We start from the raw sequence: 19,920 nt of genomic DNA, 5'->3' as shown, positions 1-19,920 counted from the left end.
CGCGCACCAGCAGAACCGAGGATTCGAGATGGCCTCTCTCCAAGAGATCAGTCAGCGAGCCAACGTCTCGGTCGCTACCGCGTCTCGCGTCCTGAACGGGTCCTCACACCCGGTGTCGAGTCAGACGAGGGCCAAGGTGCTCAGCGCCGCCGAGGCCCTCGGGTACACCCCCAGCGTCCTGGCGCAGCTCGTTCGCAAGGGCCAGCGCAGCCGCATCATCGGCGTCATCGTCGGTGACGTCAGCGATCCCTACTTCGGCGCCGTCGCCCGCGGTGTCGAGGAGGCGGTGGCCGACGACGGCTACCTGACGATGATCGCGAGCGGTCGGCGAACCACCGCGGCCGAGCTCGATCACCTGCGCAGCCTGCGTGATCATCAGGCGGCCGGTGTCATCTTCGCCTCCAGTGGCTACGAGAACGATCCGCTGACCGAGCAGGCGCAGGAACTCGTCGATTCGCTGATGGCCTCGGGCTCGATCGTCCTCGCCCTGGCGCCCCGCGACATCTCGTGCTCCGGCCGGATCGCCTTCGACGATCGCGGCGCCGCATTCGACGCGACCCGGTACCTCATCGGCTTGGGGCACAAGGAGATCGCCTTCGTCGGCGGTCCCGGCGGGTTCCACACGTCGACCCACCGCCGGGACGGCTTCGAGGCCGCGGTGCGGTCGGCGGGTCTCACCCCCAACAAGCGGCTGACCGGTGGTTTCGAGTACGAGGCGGGCTACCGCGCCGCACAGCACATCGCGCTCTCCCCCGAGCGTCCGGAAGCGATCCTCGCGGTCAACGACGACGTCGCCATCGGCCTGGTGGTCGGCTTCCGGGACACCGGCCTCAGAGTGCCCGCCGACATCTCGGTGTGCGGAATCCATGACACCAGGCCGGCCTCCTACGTCGGCCTGACCACCGTCGCGGCCCCGCTGTCCGAGATGGGGCACGCCGCCGGTCTGGCGATCCTCAACGGCGAGACGAGCGGAACGACGGTTCTGCCCCATCATCTGGTCGAACGCACCACCACCGCTCCGAGCAGCGCCAGAGCCGCACGCTAGGTCGTCCCACCCGCTTCCCCGTGCGCAGGGCCGATCGAGCACGCCGACCGAGCACGCCGACCGGGCGATGACGTCCGCGACGACCCCCTGCGCGAGCGGGCCGAGGCGGCCCTCCGCCGCGAATTTCCCCGCTGCCTCACCCCGCTCGCGGCGTGCTAGGATCCTGGAAAACGTTTGCCATATGGAGGTCCCACGCCATGCGAATCGCTATCGCGACCGATGAGATCAGCGCCGACCTCGAGACGGCGCTCGAGCTGGCCCTCGAGTGGGGCGTCGAGGGGGTCGAGATCCGTGGCTACGGCGAGGGCCGCTATCCGCGGGTGAGCCCGACGCTGCGCGACCTGGCGCCTCGGCTCGTCCGGGCCTCCGGCCTCGAGGTGACGGCGATCTCGCCGGGTCTCTTCAAGATCCCGTTCCCCGCGGCCGAGCGCCCGGTGTCGTTCTATCAGTGGGCCGACGGCCGCCGGTTCGCCGACCACTCGGGGGCGCTCGACCTGCTGGCCGACCACGTCGAGAACCTGCTCCCGCAGAGCATCGAGGCGGCCCTCGAGCTCGGCTGCCCGGTCATCAAGTGCTTCGGCTTCACGCCGGCCGACGCCCTGCTGCACGAGGTGCTCAACCTGCCGCACCCGATGCCGCCGGAGATCGTCGACGTGATGCGCGGCGCGGCCACGACGGTGGCAGCGGCGGGCCTGACGCTCTGCGTGGAGAACGAGATGACGTGCTGGACGGGAACCGCACGCGCGACCATGGAACTGGTCGAGGCGGTCGGGCAACCGAACTTCAAGGTCGCCTGGGACCCGGCGAACGCCTTCATCGCGGGCGACGGCGAGTCGGTCGTCGACACCTTCGCCACCGTGGCATCGGCCGTCGAGCTCGTCGACTTCAAGGACGTCCGGGTCGACCCCGCCACCGGCCGGCGAAGCTTCCAGGTCGAGGGCGACATCGACTGGGTCGGCCAGCTCGCCGCTCTCCGCGCTATCGGCTTCGACGGCTTCGTCACCGTCGAAACTCACATGCGACCGAAGCTGGCCAGCTCACGTGGCCTCGTCAATCGCCTGCGTCAGCTGCTCGACAGCTGACCTGCGCTCGAGGGGACAGCCTTCCATGGTGTATCGGACCCTGGTGAAACCGGCGCTGTTCAGGATGGATCCCGAGCGCGCACATCATCTGACGATCGACGCCCTCGCCCGGCTCGGGCGGGTGCCGTGCGCTCGCGACCTGGCGCGCCGGCGCTACCGTCACCGTGACGCGCGGCTCAGCACGCGTTTCGCCGGCCTGTGGCTGGAGAACCCGATCGGCATGGCGGCGGGTTTCGACAAGAACGGTCTGGCCGTGTCCATGCTCACCTCCTTGGGGCTCGGGCACGTCGAGATCGGTTCGATCTCGGCCTCGGCATCGCTGGGCAACCCGACGCCGCGGCTCTTCCGCCTCCCGGACGACGAAGCCGTCCTGGTCTCCTACGGCGTCCCCAATGACGGCGCCCAGGCCGTTCGCGATCGGCTGAGGGGCAGCGAGCGGCGCGTGCCCATCGGCGTCAACCTCGTCAAGACCAACGACGGGACTCCTCCGACCCGCGAGTCGGTCACCGGCGACTTTCTCGACTCCTTCACGGCGCTGGCACCCCTTGCGGACTTCGTCACGCTGAATCTCAGCTGTCCGAACACGACCGCCGAGACCGACTACTTCGACGACATCGATCGAGTCGGCGAGCTGCTCACCGCCTTGGGCGATCATGACCCGGCCGTGCCGATCGTCCTGAAGATCAAGCCGACGACCGACCGTGGCCGGCTGAGCGACCTCGTGGCGGTCGCGAGAGAGACTGCCCAGGTCAAGGGCATCGCCATCAACCTGCCGTCGGCCTCCCCCGGCGACTACTCCCTGGTCGGACGGTACGGGTCCGTCGCCACCCGGCTCGGGGCTGTGAGTGGCCCGCCGGTGCGCTCACTGATCGATGCCGTCCTGCGCCACCTGGCCGAGATCCTGGGCCCCAGGTCCGGGATCGACCTGGTCGCCGCCGGCGGGGTCACCAGCGGCGACGACGCCTATCGCAAGCTCCGGCTCGGAGCATCGGTGGTGCAGCTGTACACAGCACTGATCTATCGCGGTCCGCAGGTGACGTCCCAGATCCTCGCCGGCATCGCGTCGCACCTCGAAGCCGACGGTTTCGAGCAGGTGGGCGACGCCGTGGGCGCGGACGTGTGGTCTGGTTGACCGCGCGGCGAAGGAACCTTGCAAGCCGCGCTCGCGGCTGCAGCGCGGCTACCGACGGCGGGGCCGGGATCGGCCCCGAACCTTGGCGCGCCTTTGGCGAGAACACCCGCAATGCCACCCAGCGACATCGGGGACCGGACAGGCACAAGCGTCGATGGCGAGCGGGTGCGGGACCGATCGAGCACGAGCAACAGTCGGGCGAAGTGGTCCCTTTAGCGGCCATCGAACCGGACCTTTTCAATGGTCCGGCCCGCCCCTAACGTGACGGACGTGTGTGACCCAAGCCGCCCGTCCACCGTCGAAGGAGGCAGGCCATGACCCAGAACGTGACGGCGGCCCCTTCGGCCGGCCTGCCGACGGCATCGCTGCCCCGGCCGATGTCCTCATGCTGATCGTCAGGCTACCTGGCCGCCGCCGCCCTCGGCCGGCCCTGGATCGCGTGGGCAGGGGTACTCGGGGCCTCACTGGTCGTCACCGTCAGCGAACTGCTCGGCGTCCAGTGGTGGCAGGGCCGCACCGCGCTCGCCGACCATGCGGTGTGGGGCTACGTCCACCGGCGCCGCAACGAGGTGGTCCCGCCTGACGCCGCTTTCGCGGCGGCGATGGAACCCGTCCTGAAAGTATGAGGCGCATGGGGATCAACCTCCTCGGACCGATCGAGCTCGCCGGCAGCGAGCTCCGGGTGGAGGTCGGGCCGACGCGGTTGCGGGTTGTCCTGGTCGCGCTCGCGCTCCAGGTGAATCGCGTGGTCGCCGTGGATGAGCTGATCGATGCGGTGTGGGAGTCCGAGCCCCCCACGACGGCACGCGCCCAGATCCGGATCTGCATCTCAGAGTTGCGCCGAATGTTCCAGGCGGCCGGTCTGTCCGCGGCGATCCACACCCAGCCGTCCGGCTACCTTCTGGACGTCGCATCCAGCGGCGATGTCGACGCCTTGAGGTTCGACGGGCTGGTGGCCGGCGCGCGCGGTCACGTTGCCGCGGGCGACCTGGACACGGCCGTCGCGACGCTGCGCCGCGCGGACGCGTTGTGGCGTGGGCCGGTGCTGACCGGCGTGCCGACGACGTTCGCAAGGCAGGTGGCCCTCCGGCTCGAGGACGCCCGGTTGGCCGCGGCCGAGGAGCGCATCGGGCTGGAGCTGGAGCTCGGCCACCATGAGCAGGTCGTCGGCGAGCTGCGCCTGCTGATCGACCGCCACCCGCTGCGGGAGGGGCTGCACAGGGAGCTGATGCTCGCGCTGTACCGCTCCGGGCGGCAGGGCGAGGCGTTGGATGCCTACCAGGTCGTCCGGCGGCTGCTGGTCGAGGAGCTCGGGGTCGAGCCCGGTGTCGAGCTGCGGGAACTGCACCGCGCCGTCCTCGAGCGCGATCCCGCACTCGACGCCGACGCGACTTCCATCCGTCCTCCGGCAGACCGGGGAATTCCGCGTCTGCTGCCGGCGAGCATCGCCGACTTCACCGGGCGCGAGACGCAGCTGGCCGCGCTGCGCCGGGCTCTGGTCGAGGTGGTCCCGGCCGAGCACTTCGCTGTGCGCATCGCCGCGGTGTCCGGCCCCGGTGGCGTCGGGAAGTCCGTACTGGCGATCCGCGCCGCCCACGAGGTCGCCGATCACTTTCCCGACGGCCAGCTCTTCGCCGACCTACGCGGCGCTCCAGGTGACGGCCCGGCTATGCGTGCGCTGGATCGCTTCCTGCGGGCGCTGGGCATCGCCGGGACCGCGATCCCGGACGATCCGGATGAACGGGCCGAGATGTATCGCAGTCGCCTGGCCGGCAAACGCATCCTGGTGGTGCTGGATGACGTCGCCGACGAGGAGCAGGCGCGGCTGCTCCTGCCCGGCCGGCCCGGCTGCGGCGTGATGGTCGTCAGCCGGGTACGACTGGCCGGCTTGGACGGCGCGCGGCAGCTCGATGTGGACGTCCTCGACATCGATGGGTCGGTGCAGCTGCTCGCCCGGATGACCACCGCGGCACGAGTCCGTGCCGACCCCGTCGCCGCGCGGCGCCTGGCCGAGCTGTGCGCCGGCCTGCCGCTGGCGCTCCGCATCTGTGCGGCCCGGCTGACGGCGCGACCCGATTGGACGCTCGACCGGTTGGTCCAACGGCTGGAGAACGAGAGCCGCCGGCTCGACGAACTGGCCCACCGCCGGCTGCGGGTGCGTTCCACGATCGGCATCAGTTTCCAGGGCCTCGACCCGGATGCGCAGCGCCTGTTTCGCCGGTTCGCGCTGGTGACCGCGCCGGATGCCCCTGCATGGGCCGCGGCGGCCCTGTGCGACGCGAGCGTCGAGAGAGCAGTCGCGGTCATGGACCGCCTCGTCGACGCGCGGCTGGTCACCGCCACCGGGCGGCAAGGCGACTCCGACAGCCGCTATCGCCTTCATGACGTGGTCCGGCTCTACGCGACGGAGGCACTGGCCGCGGCGGAATCCGATGCCGAACGCGGCGCCGCGCTGGACCGCCTCCTGGGTGGCTGGCTGGCGTTCGCCGACGACGCGCACCGCCACGTGTACGGCGGCGACCACACCACCATTCACGGCACGGCGCCGCGATGGCGCCCGCCCTCCGGCGTGATGCCGTGGCCGGGCGACCCGTTCCCGCGACTCGACCAGGGGGAACGACGGGGCCTGGTCGCCGCGGTGAATCAGGCCGCCGACACCGGTCTCGACGAGCTGTGCTGGGACCTCGCGCTCACCCTCATCACCCTCTATGAGACCAAGGGCTACTTCGACGACTGGCTCGAGACCACGCGCGCGGGGCTTGGCGCCGTCGAGCGGACCGGCAACCTACTCGGTCTCGCCGCGATGCGGTATTCGCTGGGATCACTGCACGTACAGAGGTTCCAGTACGACCAGGCATTCGAACCACTTCTCCAGGCGGTCGCGGACTTCCGGGTGCTCGGCAACCGGCACGGCCTCGGACTGGCGCTGCGGAATCTGACCAGCGTCTACCGGGGGCGCGGTGAGGCCGAGACGGCCGTCCGCTGCGCGAACGAAGCGCTCGAGCTGCTCCGTGCGGTGGCCGACCCCGTGGCCGAGGCGCATGTGCTGGTTCAACTGGCCCGATTGCAGAGCCGGAGCAATGACCTGGCCGGCGCCAGGACTCTGGTCGATCAGGCCTTGGTGCTCGTTCGTGAGGTCGGGTATCGGCGCGGGATCGCACAGGGGCTGGACACCTCCGCAACGATCCACACCCGCGCCGGCGACCTCGAGCTCGCTCGTAGCGCGTCGCTGGAGGCGCTGCACCTCGTGCGCGAGATCGATGACGACGTCGGGACGCCGTACGTACTGCTGGGCCTGGGAAAGATCGAGCAGCAGGCCGGTGACACGGGCCTCGCGGTCGAGCACCTACGTCGGGCCGAGATCCTCGCCGACGGCCTGGGCCTGGCCGGCATCGGCAACGAAGCCCGGGCCCTCCTCGACCGGTGGCCCGGCGATACGGCGGCAATACATGACCGATAGCCCTGCCGCCTAGCGTCATCGTGTCCGCGACCGACGGACCGCAGCCGCAAGCGAGGAGAACACCATGACCTCCCAAGATGCCATCGCGCAGGGGCATGAGCCGGCTCCGGCACACCCCGTGGGGAGCAGACACGAGGGCGAGCCGGCCCCTCCGAAGCGTGCCGGTGTCAGGCAATGGGTGGCACTCGCCGTATTGGCGCTGCCCACGCTGCTGGTCTCCTTGGACACGTTCGTCATGGTGCTCGCCCTTCCCGAGATCGCCACGTCCCTGGGTGCGAGCAGCACCGAACAGCTGTGGGTCATGGACATCTACGGGTTCATGGTCGGCGGCCTGATGATCACCATGGGTACGCTCGGCGACAGGATCGGGCGGCGGCGGCTGCTTCTGATCGGCGGCGCATGCTTCGGGGTCGCCTCCCTGGTGGCCGCCTTCTCCACGAGCGCGCTGATGCTGATCGGGGCGCGGGCCGCGCTCGGCATCGCTGGTGCTGCCTTGACCCCCTCCACCCTCGCTCTGATCTCCAACATCTTCACCGATGCCAAGCAGCGCGCCACCGCTATCGGCGTATGGGCCGCATGCTTCGCAGCCGGTGCCATCCTCGGCCCCATCGCGGGCGGAGTGCTCCTGGAGCACTTCTGGTGGGGGTCGGTGATGCTGCTCGGTGTCCCGGCAATGGTGCTGCTCCTGGTCGTCGGTCCGGCGCTGCTGCCCGAATATCGCGATCACAAGGCCGGGCGCCTCGACATGGCCAGTGTCGCGCTCAGCCTGGCGATGATCCTGCCCATCATCTTCGGGCTCAAGGAACTCGCCCGCGAAGGCTGGCAGGTCGTGCCGTTCGCGTCCGTCGTGATCGGCGTCGTCGCGGGCTGGTGCTTCGTCCGCAGACAGTCCAGGCTCGCCGATCCCCTCATCGACCTGCGTCTCTTCACCGACAAGGTGTTCAACACGACTCTGGGCAGCATGTTCGCCTTCACCATGCTCAGCGGCAGCGCGATGATCTTCCTGGCCCAGTACGTCCAGCTGGTTGAGGGTTGGTCGCCGCTTCGGGCCGCCTACGCTCTCCTGCCCGGCATGGTTGCCGGCTTGCTGAGCTTTCAGGTCGCTCCGATCCTGAGTCGCAGGATCCGGCCCGGAGTGCTGCTTCCCGCGGGCCTGGCGGTGTCGGTCGTGGGGTTCCTGGTCATGCTCCAGACAACCCCGGGTTCGGGCGTGGCACCGCTCATCATCGGATTCGCCATCAGCAGTGTCGGTGGCGGTCCGCTGCTCACCGTGGGTATCGGCCTCGTCGTCGGCTCCGCACCTCCGGAGAAGGCGGGCTCGGCGTCCGGGATCGCTCAGACGGCGAACGAGTTCGGGTATGCGTTCGGGGTTGCCGTCCTGGGCAGCGTCCTCGCCGCGGCGTACCGCATCCAGATGACCGGATCGGGCCTCGACATACCCGACGCGGCGCGCCACAGTCTCGCCGGCGCGGTCGAATCAGCCGCCGACGTTCCCAGCGAGACCGTCCTGCCGCTGCTGGCGGCCGCCCACGACGCATACGCGACCGGACTGCACGCCGTCGCCCTGACCACCGCCGTCGGCCTCGCGATCGTGGCAGTGTGCTTGGCCGTCAATCTCCAGCGTCCAAGGACCGGAGCGAGCGATGACTGACCTCACCCCTCGACAGCCACACCCGAGAACTCGTCTACCAACCCACCCTCCACTGAGGGGACATGGCCGTGATCGAACCTCGGTTCTTCTTCGTGGACGTGTTCGCGTCTCGTCCACTGTCAGGCAACCCGCTGGTCGTCGTGCCGGATGCGGACGAGCTGTCAGAGCCGCAGATGCAGGCGCTGGCCCGTGAGTTCAACCAGTCGGAGACCACGTTCATCCTCGAGCCCGACCTCGAGGGCGCCGACTGGAAGCTGCGCTCGTTCACACCGACCGGAGCAGAAGTCGGCGGGGCGGGGCACAACGCCCTCGGGGCTTGTCTGTGGCTGGCAGCCGCGCGGTTGCCTCGTGACCGGGAACGGTTCGTGCAGCAGATCGGCCGGGACCTCCTCCCGGTACTGATCGACCGGTGGGACGAGGGCGTGGTGGTGTCCATGGACCAGGCGGCGCCCCGATTCGGACGTGTCGCACCGGACCGGCCAGAGCTGGCCGCGGCCCTGGGCATCGGTGTGGACGATCTCGCGGCGGCGGATGCCGTGGTCGTCTCGACCGGCGCGGGGCATCTGCTGGCTCCGCTGCGGACCAGCGAGGCCGTCGACCGGGCGCGACCGGACCCGCGCCGGCTCTCCGCTGCGCTGCGGGCCGTGGGAGGAGAGGGCTGCTACGTGTACTGCCTGGAGGACCCGCGGAACGAGGCACACGCGTACGCCCGCTTCTTCAATCCCGCGATGGGAATCGGCGAGGACCCGGCGACCGGGACCGCCGCCGGACCGCTTGCCGCCCGCCTGGTCGCCGACGGCGTCGTTCCGGACGGCAGCACCGTCGTCGTCGAGCAGGGCCACGCGATCGGCCGGCCGAGCCGCCTCAGCGTGACCGTCGCCGGTGACCTCGTACGGCTCAGCGGCGGCGGCCTGGTCGTAGCCGACGGGATCCTCCACCTCGGAGGCCAGCACCGGCCGTCCACGGAGAATCCCTTGGCAAGGGGATGACGCCATGCGTGTGGGCAGGATCCGTTCCTCAGCCGAGGCGGCACGGCTGGGCAGATCGTCCGGGCGGGGCGTGTCACGGTCAGGGGTGTCCGTCGCGTCGTCCTAGCCCTTGGTCCCGACCGCCAGCAGGTACTCCGCCTCGAACCGCGCCTGCTCGTCGGTGCCGCGGTTCCACCGGTCGCAGAACGCCTCGAGCGCCACGTCGAACTTCTCCGCCAGGTCGTTCTTCTCCGCGTTGGCGCGCGCCGCGATCGTGGGTCCGTAGAACGCCTTGAAGTGCTCGCCGTAGTCGTGGGCGCGGGTGAACGCCGTGATCTCCAACATCGCCCGTTCACGCCTGGCGAAGGTCACCCGGTCGCCGAGGAGCTCGTCCAGGTGGGCCTCGCTCCCCCACAGCGGCGGGGACGACGCGCCGGGCGGGGGCGGCGGCGCGAACGGCTTCATCGTCGCGAACAGGTCGCCGATCATGCCCTCCGGGGTCCAGCTCAGCAGCCCGATCGTCCCGCCCGGCTTGCAGACCCGCACCAGCTCGTCCGCGGCCGCCTGATGGTGCGGAGCGAACATGACCCCGATCGAGGACATCACGACATCGAACTCGTCGTCGGCGAAGGGCAGGTGCTCGGCGTCGGCGGGGACCCAGGTCAGCTCCAGGCCCTCGGCCCCGGCGACGGTACGGCCGACGTCGAGCAGCTCGGGCGTGAGATCGCTGGCCGTGACGTCCGCGCCCGCACGCGCCGCCGGAATGGCCGCGTTGCCGGTGCCGGATCCGACGTCGAGCACGCGGTCACCGGCCTGGATGCCGCACACCTCGACCAGGCGCGGACCGAGCGGAAGCAGGAAGGTGCCGACCATCTGCGGGTAGTCGCCGGAGGCCCACATGGCGCGGAGGCGGCTCTTGAGTTCCTGGTCGTTGACAGTGCTGGACATGATCGTCCCCCCCTGGGTCGGTGCTGATGAGACCGACACTAGGCCCGAAACCGGCTCGCGTACGTCGGGACGCTTCCCTGTCTTTCGCCGGTGGTCGCGGTGACCTTCGGGGCCTCATCGACGTCGGATCAGCCGCTTGAGCACCGGGATCAGTGCGGCGATGGCGATCATCGCGAGGCTCACGACCGAGGCGTACCGGTCGATGAGCAGGACGACGCCGACCGCCTGCTGACCGAGCCCGTAGCCGAGGCCCGCGACCAGGCCGGTCATCGCCACCGCGCCGGCGAAGTCCAGGATCAGGAAGGTCGCCAGGCGCATCCCGGCCATGCCTGCCATGGCGTACACGACCGGGGTGGGGACACCGGGCAGCACCGCGAGGACGACCGCGACGCGCAGGGCCCACGGCCGCAGCTCGGTGGCGCGGCCGGCGAACCGCAGGGCGCGCTCGCTGGTCGTGAACATCCTGACGATGCCCAAGCCCCACTGCCGCCCGGTCCACCAGGTGAGCCAGTCGAACTTCACCATGCCGGCGGCTCCGGCGACCACGACCAGCCAGAGCGGGGCCTCACCGATCCGGGCGAACGCCGCGGCGGCGCCGATCGCCGTGAGGTCGCCGGTGAGGAACGCCAGCATGACCGGATGCGAGGCGAGCAGGAACGGCTTCAGCGGCCGCAACACCAACCCGAGCGCCACCACCCCGAGGATCGCGCCCATCAGGGCCATATCCAGGCGGGTGGCGCGCCCCTGCCACGGCACGAACCGGCGCCAGGAGTTGGTCTCTCTCGGAATGGCGCCGGCAGCCGCCAGGCTGCTGGACGTTCGGTCGACGATGCTCATGATTCAAGGCTGAGCGATCCACCGATCAATCGACAGGTGCACCTGTCACGACTCCGCCGTGTACTCCGCAGGGCCAGAATGTGCTCATGGGTTCAGGATTGGCAGACGTCGTGGCGCCCGACCGGCCACGGCCGATTCAGGTGACTGTTTCCGCGCGTGCGAGCCGGGCGAGTGCCTTTCGGTCCACCTTGCCGTTGCTCAGGAGCGGAAGCTCGGGTACGAGACCGAAACGCTTCGGGATCTTGTAGTTGGCCAGGCGCTGAGCGGCGAAGTCGCGTAGCACCTCGGGTGACGTGCCCGGCTCGGCGACGACGAACGCGTGGCCGACTTCTCCCCAGGTGGGGTGTGGAGCGGATACGACGACCGCGATCCGGACGGCAGGATGCTGCTCCAGCACGTTCTCGATCTCGCGCGGGTAGACGTTGAAGCCGCCTGATTTGAACATGTCGCTGAGCCGCCCGACGAGCCGGATGCTGCCGTCCGGCTCCTGGACCGCGAGATCGCCTGTGTGCAGCCAACCTTCAGCGTCGATGGTGGCGGCCGTCTTCTCCGGGTCGCAGTGGTACCCGGCGAAGACGTGGTCGCCGCGCGTCCAGATCTCCCCCATCTTTCCGGTGGCGGCGTCGGCTCCGTCGGCGGTGGCAAGCCGAACCTCGTAGTTCGGGTCGACCCGGCCGATGCTCCACGTCAAGGTGCCGATCGGATCCTCGGCATCCGTGTAGGTGATCGATCCGACCGACTCCGTGAGGCTGTAGCTCGTCCCCAGACGCGCGCCGGTAGCGCTCAGCGCGACCAGCAGCTCGCGCGGTGCGCTCGCTCCGCCCCAGATGATCCATTCGAGCGACGACAGGTCCGCGTTCTTCCAGGCGTCGCTCCTGACCATCGCGAGCAGCTGGGTGGGGATGTAGTACAAGTGGGTGACGCCCTCGCGGTCGATCAGCCGTACGGCGGCCTCGGGGTCGAACCGGTCGCGGAACACGAGCGTTCCGCCGGCCACGAGGGTCGAGGTGCAGATGTCGCCCAGGCCGCCGATGTGGTTCATCGGAAGATCGCAGAGCTGGCGCGGCGGCAGCGGGTACCAATGGCCGGCCTGGATCCGGCCGCAGTAGACCAACGCGCGATGGGGGATCAAGGCGCCCTTCGGTACACCGGTCGTGCCCGAGGTGTAGATCATGGCCGCCGGATCGGTGGCCTCGACCCGTCTCCGCGCGCGTGCCAGCTGCCCGTTCAGCACGTTCGATCCGAGAACCGTGTCCTTCGACCACCAGGTCTCGTCGACGACACCGGCGTCGTGATCGAGGAGGTCGATCTTGACGGCCGGAGCGCTGTCGGTTGCCAACGCCGACAGCTCCCGCGGCGTCTGACGTGCTGTGACGCCGACCCAGATCGCGCCGATCGACGCGGTCCCGAGGAAGCACGCCCACGAGTCGACACCGGGTTTGCTCCGGCACATGACCCTGTCTCCCCGGGACACACCGGCATGCAGGAGGGCCGATGACCACAGGTCGACCTCGGCGAGCAGATCGTGGTACGTCAGTCTGCGGTGCGAGTCGATCGCTGCTTCGCGGCCGGGGCTGGCTGCCGCCCAGCTGGCGACGAAGTCGGTGATTCGTGTGCCCATGCCGGCACGGTCCGATCGATTGTTCATCGGTGTCACCGGAGCCCGGGCGGTCGCCGACGTGGTTCGCTGGAGAGCTGGACGAGCGCCGAGAGTGTCGCCGCCGTAGGAATCTCCAGGTCGTCCACCATCCGGTTCGAGCCGAGCATGGCCAGTGACATCACCGCGAACTGCTGCCAGACCTCTTCGGCCGTCAAGCCCCCACGCGGCCGGTACCACTGGGCGACACCGGTGGTCATCTGCAACAACGCGAGCCGCGCCAGCGATCCGCGGTCGGCGAACGTCCCCTGCCGGACGCCGTCCTCGATGATGTCTCTCCACACGGACTCGTAGTCGTCACGCCGTGCGAGGATGCGCGTGCGCAGGGCGCCGGTCAAGGCCGGGAAGTCCTGGTCGGTGACTCGGGCGGACCGCGGGTTGGTGGTGTGGAACAGCACGTGCGTGCCGATGACCGTCACCAGCTTGGCGGCGGGGTCCTCGAGATCGGCGGTTGCCTTGCGGGCGCTCGCAGCGAGGATGTCGAGGGAGTCGGTCATGATCTGTTCCAGCAGCTGCTGCTTGGACGCGGCGTAGTAGTACATGGCGGAGACCGCGACCTGCGCGGCGTCGGCGATGTCGCGGATGCCGGTGCCATGAAAGCCCCGCTCCGACAGAAGCCAGGTCGCGGCGCTCAAGATCTCCTGCTCGGTCCGCTTGCCGCGCGTCTGTCGTGTCGGGGTCTTGCCTCGTGCGGCGGCTGTGCTCACCGGACCTCCTGGATTCCCAGTGCTGTTGCGGGGTTGTGATGGGTGACTTGCTCGATGTCCTCGTCCCGCCATCCGCAGCTGCGCATGAGGCCGAGCACCGACCGGAGGATGTGGCCGTACCCCGGTCCACCGTAGCGCCGCAGGTAGACCTTCTGGCAGATGTCCTGAGACACCAGCAGCCGGTCGGCGTACCCCTCCGCGGCGAGCGTGGTCAGCCATTCGACGCGGGTCCGGTCATTGGGCCGGCGGGCGTCTGGGTTGAAGGCGTAATAGCTCGACTCCTGCCCGAACAGGTCGAACTCGAGATAGCAGCCGGTGCGGGCCAGGGCGAGGAAGTCATCGGCGTGCCAGATGGTGCGATCGAGATGAGACATGATCACGCGGCTGGGATCGGCCCCGAACTGCTCCACCAGCGACATCGCCTCCAACGGGGCTGTCGTGGCACGGCCTGGGTGGATCTGCACTGCCGCTCCGGTGTGCGACTGCGCCTGCAGCGCCGCTTCGAGCACCTTCGCCTCGTCGGGATGCAGGGGGGAGCTGAGTCCGATCTCCCCGATGAGGCCCGCTCGGACGCCGTCGATCCCTACGGTGACGTCCGCGCTGATCTCCTCGGTGAGATCGTCGACCGTCGCCCCGGCCACATGGCGCGGGTGCAACGCGTGCACGTAGTAGCCGGAGCCCATCACGATGTGGACGCCGGTGCGTCGTGAGACCCGGGCCAGGCCGAGCGGGTCGCGCCCGAGGCCGATCGTGGAGGAGTCGACCATGGTGCCGCCGCCCAGGCCGACGTACTCCATGAGCTCCGAGATCGCGTCTTCCTCGGAGCACAGGCGCAGGTTGTCCCGGTTGAGGACGGATCGCTTGATCGCGTCGTAGGTGTCGGGCCGGACCGGGAGGTCGATCGCCTCGCGAACCGTCGCGGGCAGGGTGTGCCAGTCGCGAGCGTTCGGGTTCGCCGGGTCGACGAGGCCGCTCATGTCGCAGAGGACGTGCTCGTGCGGCTGGATGTGTCCTGCGGCCGCGACGGGGATGTCGCCCAGGACTGTGCGGAGGACCCTCTGCACCGGTTCGCTCATGCTCAACCTTCATCGAACGAATGGCCAACTTCAGGTCTTGACATTATCAGCTCCCGGGCGGACCCTGTGTCGAACGATCGATCAAATTCGGAGGACTTGAATGCTCATCGATGCGCGCGTCAGGCTTCCATTCGAGTGCCGGAAACCGACCGTGGGCGGTACGCCGGCACGGCTGCTGGAGCAGTACGACCGCGTCCTCGACCTGAGCGCGAAGTCCGAGAACGGCACCCGGCACAGACTGCTGACCGACCTCGCCGACGCCGGCGTGTCCCAGGCCGTCCTGCATGCCGAGTACGAGGGCGGATTCGACGCCGAGCAGCTCAACGACGCGACAGCGGAGATGGTCGAGGCACACCGCGACGTGTTCGTCGGCGTCGGCACCCTCACGATGCCGCCGGAGCGGCCGACGGTCGCGGCCCGGCAGGTCGACGCGATCCATCGCATGGGTCTGGTCGGCGTCAACGTGCAACCTGCCTTCTTCGGGCTCTCCATCGACGACCGGCGGCTGTACCCCAGCTACGCCCGCGCAGAGGAGCTGGGCCTGGTCGTCGCGATCCACACGGGCATCAACTACTCCCGGATGCACCCGATGCGCCACGAGCGCCCCGAACTCCTCGACCAGGTCGCGTGCGACTTCCCGGACCTGCAGCTCGTGGCCTGCCACGCCGGGTGGCCGTGGGCCGCGGAGCTGTGCGCCGTCGCGCGTCGGCACCCCACGGTGCATCTCGAGTTCGGCGGGCTGGCTCCGAAGTACATCGACCGTCCGGGCACCGGGTGGGACGTCGTGCGCAGCTACCTCCCCTCGTTGCTGGCGGGGCAGGTGCTGTTCGCCTCCGACTGGCCGGTCATGCCGATCCAGCGGGTCGTGCGTGAGTGGTCCGACATCGACCTGCCGGCGACGGTGACAGCGGCCCTGATGGGCGAGAACGCACGGCGCCTGTTCTGGAAGGACTAGGGCGCCCGTCCCTTCCGGCTCTCTTCGATCACACCGGCACAGACGAGGAGAACGATCGACATGCGGTACTCGAACTCGACGAGGCTGGCCGTCGGCGCCTTGCTCGGCGCGACCGTTCTTGCGGCCTGCTCGTCAGCGTCCACGACATCCAGGAACGACGAAGAGGCCGCTGAACCGGTACGCGGCGGCAGCGTCACGATCGCCCGCGCCGCGGACATCGGCAGCTGGGACCCCGACACGGCGTTCACGGTCCAGAGCCTGCAGACACTGCCGATGGTCATGGAGGGCCTGTTGCGGCCCGATCCCGAAGCACCCTCCGGCGTGTCCGGCGGGCTGGCGGAGGAATGGGAGGTCGAGGAGTCCGGTCGCACCATCACGTTCCACCTGCGCGACGGTGCGACCTTCAGCGACGGATCCCCGGTCACGGCCGCTGACGTGGTCTTTTCTGTCGAGCAGTGGCAGCAGAACGTCGGGTACGGCCCGCTGTACGCCAGCATCACCGGAGCCACGGCGCTGAGCGACGACTCAGTCGCCATCGAGCTGAAGCAGCCGAGTTCGGTGACGCTCAGCTGGATCGGCGCAGGCGCGTCGGTGATCGTCCCCAAGGATTTCGGTGGACGCACGCGTGAGGACTTCTACGCCTCGCCGGTGGGTGCCGGCCCGTTCATGGTCGACGAGTACAAGCCCGGCCAGACGCTGACGATGGTCAGGAACCCGCACTACTACGACGACGAGCGCCCCTACCTGGACTCGATCACCTACGAGATCGTCGCCGACGCGAACCAGAGACTGCTTCAGTACCAGCGTGGCGACATCGATGTGATCGAGGCGGTGCCCGCCGACGTCGCGGACGTCATTCCCGAATCGGACAGGTACGTCGTCCACCCGGCGTCGACGGTGCAGAGTGCGTGGTTCAACCTCCAACGCTCCCCCACCGACGACGTCCGGTTCCGGCGCGCGGTGTCGTTCGCGATCGACCGTGACGCCTACGTCGACGCTGTCTACCGCGGCTTCGCCGAGGTGGCGGGCGCCGCTCTGCCACAGGGTGTCGAGGGCTCGGCGGCATGCGAGTGCGACGACTACTCCTTCGACCCGGAGCGGGCTCGTGCCGAGCTCGCGGAGTCGGGCTACGACGGCGAGGAGATCGTCATGCTCGCACCGGGCGACAACCCCGTGCTCAACCGAGGGAGTCAGATCGTCGAACAGATGCTCGAGGACGTCGGTATCAACATTGCCCTGCAGCCGGTCGAGCTCGAAGTGATGAACGACCTCCTGATGAACGGTGAGTACCACCTCAACATCGCCGACATGAGCAGCGTGTCCCCGAGCGTCGGTGACGTGTTCAGCCTGATGCCCTACATGATCCCCGGGCTGGACGAGGAAGCCACCGCGACGATCAACAACGGGTTCGCGGACCTCGACGCGGCGACCGACCAGGCGAGCGGAGTCGCGGCCACCCAGCGCCTCGAGCAGTGGTGGGCGGAAGAGCAGCCGTACGTCCCGATCGCCAACCCCGACCGCATCGTTGCGCTGGGGCCGGAGATCCACGGCTTCGCTGCGACGTCCTACCTCATGTATCCGGCGGACCAGCTCTGGCGTTCAGGTCAGTGATGTCGGGACGAGCCCAACTGGCGCTGCGGAGGCTGGCACAGGTTCTGCCTGTACTCCTCCTCCTGCTGTTGACCGTGTTCGCACTGCGCGCGATCCTGCCGGGCGACCCGGCGCGGTCGATCGCGGGACCCCGGGCAACCGAGGCACAGGTCGAGGAGGTGCGCGATCGCCTCGGTTTCGACGAACCGCTCCCGGTCGCGTTCGCGTCGTTCCTCGAGGACGTGACCCAGGGTCAACTCGGCGTATCGAACCGGACCCACCAACCGGTGGCCGAGCTCATCGTGCAGCGCGCGCCGGTGACGTTGTCGATCGCCATCGGGGCCGTGGCGACCACCTTCCTGATCGGTATCCCGCTCGGCTGGTACCTGGCGCTCAGACGGGGACGGGCGGATGCGGACGCCGCTTCGGCTGTGCTCATCGCCGTGGTCAACGTGCCCGCGTTCTGGCTGGGCCTGATGCTCTCGATCCTGGTAGGCCTCCGATGGGGCGTGCTCCCCGTCGGGGGTCTCGAGCCGGGGGTGACCGGCTGGATACGTTCCATGATCCTGCCTTGTCTCACCGTCGGGCTGGTCGCCGCCCCGTGGGTCGCGCGCAGCGTGGCCACGAGCATCGGCGGCATCTTGGCGTCTGACTTCGTCACCACGGCACGATCCCTGAGATTCTCGGGATGGTCGCTGTTCCTGCACCACCTGCTGCGCAACGCCCTGCCGCCCACCGTCACGCTGCTCGCCCTGCAGGCCGGCAGTCTCCTGTTCGGCGCCGTCGTGGTCGAGCAGGTGTTCGCGCTGCCGGGACTCGGGTCGGCGCTGCTCGAAGCAGCCGCCAGCCGCGACTTCGCGGTGGTGCAGGGCCTCACGCTCGTCCTCGGAGCCGCGATCATCCTCGTCAACGCCGCCGGCGATGTCGCCGTCGCGGTGCTCGATCCACGGACGCGGTGGGACTGATGGCCGGCCTCCTCGTCGCCCCGGAAGCAAGGCTCACCCATCGCTCGCGTGAGAGGTCCCGGAGGGTGCGTCTGTGGCCCTTCGGCGTCGTGATCATCTCTGCAGCGGTGGCCGCCGCGCTGCTCGCACCCTGGCTGGCGCCGTACCCCCCGGGCGAACAGAACTTGACGGCGATCAACCAGGCACCATCGGTTGAGCACTGGTTCGGGACGGACCCGCTCGGTCGCGACGTGCTGTCCCGGATGATGTACGCCCTGCGCACTGACCTGGCGCTGGTCGTGCCAGCAGCCGGGATCCCGCTCCTCCTCGGGGGGTTGATCGGCGGCGCCGCGGCTTATGTGGGCGGGATCTTCGACACGGGGGTGCGATGGGCCTTGGACGTGTTCCAGGGAATGCCGGCGTACGTGCTGCTCGTGGCGCTCGTCGCCGTCCTCGGGAACGGAGCGAGCAGTCTGCTGATCGCGTTCACCCTCATGGGCTGGATCGTCTACGCCCGCATCGCTCGCACCGAGGTGCGCCGGGTACGGGAGGACAATTACGTCCTCGCCGCGTATCTGTCGGGCACACCCAGGATGCTCGTGTTCTTCCGCCATGTGATCCCCAACAGCAGAGCCCAGCTCATGGCGTACTTCGTCACGGACATGGGAATGGCACTACAGATCATCGCCGGCCTGTCGTTCTTCGGCCTCGGTGTCTCCCAGGAAACCCCCGAGCTCGGCGCGATGATCGCCGACGCGCGCCTCTACATACAGACCAACCTCTGGCTGGGCCTGTTCCCGGGCGTCGCGCTCGTGCTCCTCGGCTTGTCGATGGCGTCCATCGGCGACGCGATGAGAGAGAGGCGACGATGACCACGGGTCTGGAGGTGTCCGAACTCACTGTCCGGCTGTCGCACGAGGACGGGCAGGTCGTACTGGTCGACGGCATCACCTTGGGCATCGAGGCGGGCCGCTGCCTGGGCATCGTCGGTGAGTCGGGGTGTGGGAAGTCGCTGACCCTGCGGAGTGTGATGGGCCTGGTGCCCCTGGGAGTGGAGCGCGACCTGTCGGCGCTGCGCGTGGCGGGGCGAGAGGTGCTGGGAGACGGCACACCGCCTCCGGGAGTCGCGATGGTGTTCCAAGACTCTGCGACGTCCCTGAACCCGTCCATGCGTGTCGGCTCGTACCTCGTGCGTGTCCTGCGCCGTGCTGCTGGGCATGATGCCCGGAGCGCGCGGGAGGCGGCGCTGCTCCTGCTGTCCGAGGTCGGGATCTCGCACCCGGAGGTCCACATGAACGCGTTTCCCCACCAGCTCAGCGGCGGACTGCGGCAGCGGACGGCCATCGCGCTCGCGCTCGCCACGGCACCGGCCGTGCTCCTGTGCGACGAGCCGACGACCGCGCTGGACGTCAGCACCCAGGCCCGGATCCTGCGCCTGCTCCGGGAACGGATGGACGCCCGAGAGCTCGCGATGGTGTTCGTGAGCCACGACATGGGTGTGATCAGGCAGGTCGCGGACCGCGTTGCGGTGATGTACGCGGGCCGGATCGTGGAGACCGGATCCACCGAGGACGTCATCGATCGGCCACGCCATCACTACACGCGGATGCTGCTGGAGTCGATGCCGGCGAACGCCGCGCCCGGTGGAGCGTTCAGATCGATCCCGGGCCTGCCACCGGCCCCGGCGGCGTACGTCGAAGGGTGCCGATTCGCCAGCCGCTGCCCGCACCACGACGCGGGCTGCGACCTCCCACTCGTCGGGCTCGACGGCCTCAGCCTCGAACACCGCAGCGACTGCGTGCACGAAGACGACACGCCGAGCCGGGAGTGGACCCATGCTCGAGGTTGACTCGCTGAGCGTCACCTAC

Annotated in this window: 16 protein-coding genes; 11 read left to right on the top strand and 5 right to left on the bottom strand. The window is 69.2% G+C overall.

The features are described 5' to 3' along the window. Window positions 1–28 precede the first annotated feature (28 nt). The 6 genes from ACW62_RS10925 (at window position 29) to ACW62_RS10900 (ending at window position 9,359) form a co-directional block, all read left to right on the top strand. Window positions 29–1,045: a LacI family DNA-binding transcriptional regulator gene (locus ACW62_RS10925; protein ID WP_083459622.1), complete on the top strand. Its 1,017-nt coding sequence runs from the start codon at window positions 29–31 to the stop codon at window positions 1,043–1,045. A 197-nt stretch (window positions 1,046–1,242) separates the two neighbouring features. After that, entirely contained in the window at window positions 1,243–2,127 is an 885-nt protein-coding gene (locus ACW62_RS10920) for a sugar phosphate isomerase/epimerase family protein (RefSeq protein ID WP_053204141.1), read from the top strand. 25 nt (window positions 2,128–2,152) lie between these two features. Further along, window positions 2,153–3,259: a quinone-dependent dihydroorotate dehydrogenase gene (locus ACW62_RS10915; RefSeq protein WP_053204140.1), complete on the top strand. Its 1,107-nt coding sequence runs from the start codon at window positions 2,153–2,155 to the stop codon at window positions 3,257–3,259. Between the two features lie 631 nt (window positions 3,260–3,890). Further along, a complete protein-coding gene (locus ACW62_RS10910; RefSeq protein WP_053204139.1) occupies window positions 3,891–6,719 on the top strand; it encodes an AfsR/SARP family transcriptional regulator in 2,829 nt (942 codons plus the stop codon). Window positions 6,720–6,897: 178 nt separating this feature from the next. Then, on the top strand, window positions 6,898–8,370 hold the full coding sequence (locus ACW62_RS10905) for an MFS transporter (RefSeq protein ID WP_205629279.1): 1,473 nt from the start codon (window positions 6,898–6,900) through the stop codon (window positions 8,368–8,370). Window positions 8,371–8,438: 68 nt separating this feature from the next. Further along, entirely contained in the window at window positions 8,439–9,359 is a 921-nt protein-coding gene (locus ACW62_RS10900; protein WP_205629278.1) for a PhzF family phenazine biosynthesis protein, read from the top strand. A gap of 102 nt (window positions 9,360–9,461) precedes the next feature. Here the strand turns inward: ACW62_RS10900 and ACW62_RS10895 are convergent, their stop codons facing one another. The 5 genes from ACW62_RS10895 to ACW62_RS10875 form a co-directional block, all read right to left on the bottom strand. Beyond that, window positions 9,462–10,286: a class I SAM-dependent methyltransferase gene (locus ACW62_RS10895; RefSeq protein ID WP_053204137.1), complete on the bottom strand. Its 825-nt coding sequence runs from the start codon at window positions 10,284–10,286 to the stop codon at window positions 9,462–9,464. A 114-nt stretch (window positions 10,287–10,400) separates the two neighbouring features. Beyond that, window positions 10,401–11,123 carry a DedA family protein gene (locus ACW62_RS10890; protein ID WP_053204136.1) on the bottom strand — a complete coding sequence of 241 codons (723 nt, stop codon included), beginning with the start codon at window positions 11,121–11,123 and terminating at the stop codon, window positions 10,401–10,403. A gap of 136 nt (window positions 11,124–11,259) precedes the next feature. Next, window positions 11,260–12,744, bottom strand: coding sequence for a class I adenylate-forming enzyme family protein (locus ACW62_RS10885; protein ID WP_053204135.1), 1,485 nt, complete (start codon window positions 12,742–12,744; stop codon window positions 11,260–11,262). 32 nt (window positions 12,745–12,776) lie between these two features. After that, window positions 12,777–13,487: a TetR-type transcription factor C-terminal domain-containing protein gene (locus ACW62_RS10880; protein WP_053204134.1), complete on the bottom strand. Its 711-nt coding sequence runs from the start codon at window positions 13,485–13,487 to the stop codon at window positions 12,777–12,779. Beyond that, on the bottom strand, window positions 13,484–14,563 hold the full coding sequence (locus ACW62_RS10875; RefSeq protein ID WP_053204133.1) for a phosphotriesterase family protein: 1,080 nt from the start codon (window positions 14,561–14,563) through the stop codon (window positions 13,484–13,486). The genes ACW62_RS10880 and ACW62_RS10875 overlap by 4 nt, the downstream gene beginning before the upstream one ends. 151 nt (window positions 14,564–14,714) lie before the next feature. Here ACW62_RS10875 and ACW62_RS10870 point away from each other — a divergent pair, with 151 nt between their 5' ends. The 5 genes from ACW62_RS10870 to ACW62_RS10850 all read left to right on the top strand — a co-directional run bounded on the left by ACW62_RS10870 (window position 14,715) and on the right by ACW62_RS10850 (window position 19,901). Beyond that, the gene (locus ACW62_RS10870) at window positions 14,715–15,518 is read left to right on the top strand and encodes an amidohydrolase family protein (protein WP_205629277.1); all 804 of its coding nucleotides are present in this window, start codon (window positions 14,715–14,717) and stop codon (window positions 15,516–15,518) included. A gap of 60 nt (window positions 15,519–15,578) precedes the next feature. Then, on the top strand, window positions 15,579–17,129 hold the full coding sequence (locus ACW62_RS10865; protein ID WP_053204131.1) for an ABC transporter substrate-binding protein: 1,551 nt from the start codon (window positions 15,579–15,581) through the stop codon (window positions 17,127–17,129). Continuing rightward, complete coding sequence (locus ACW62_RS10860) at window positions 17,129–18,073, top strand: ABC transporter permease (protein ID WP_083459617.1); 945 nt, start codon at window positions 17,129–17,131, stop codon at window positions 18,071–18,073. The genes ACW62_RS10865 and ACW62_RS10860 overlap by 1 nt, the downstream gene beginning before the upstream one ends. After that, window positions 18,073–18,924, top strand: coding sequence for an ABC transporter permease (locus tag ACW62_RS10855; RefSeq protein ID WP_053204129.1), 852 nt, complete (start codon window positions 18,073–18,075; stop codon window positions 18,922–18,924). The genes ACW62_RS10860 and ACW62_RS10855 overlap by 1 nt, the downstream gene beginning before the upstream one ends. 80 nt (window positions 18,925–19,004) lie before the next feature. Then, on the top strand, window positions 19,005–19,901 hold the full coding sequence (locus ACW62_RS10850; protein ID WP_205629276.1) for an ABC transporter ATP-binding protein: 897 nt from the start codon (window positions 19,005–19,007) through the stop codon (window positions 19,899–19,901). Window positions 19,902–19,920: the final 19 nt, after the last annotated feature.

Source organism: Jiangella muralis, from assembly GCF_001270745.1.
Taxonomy (GTDB): Bacteria; Actinomycetota; Actinomycetes; order Jiangellales; family Jiangellaceae; genus Jiangella; species Jiangella muralis.
The sequence above is the reverse complement of the archived record's forward strand: the minus strand, read 5'-3'. Positions and strand labels throughout refer to the sequence as shown.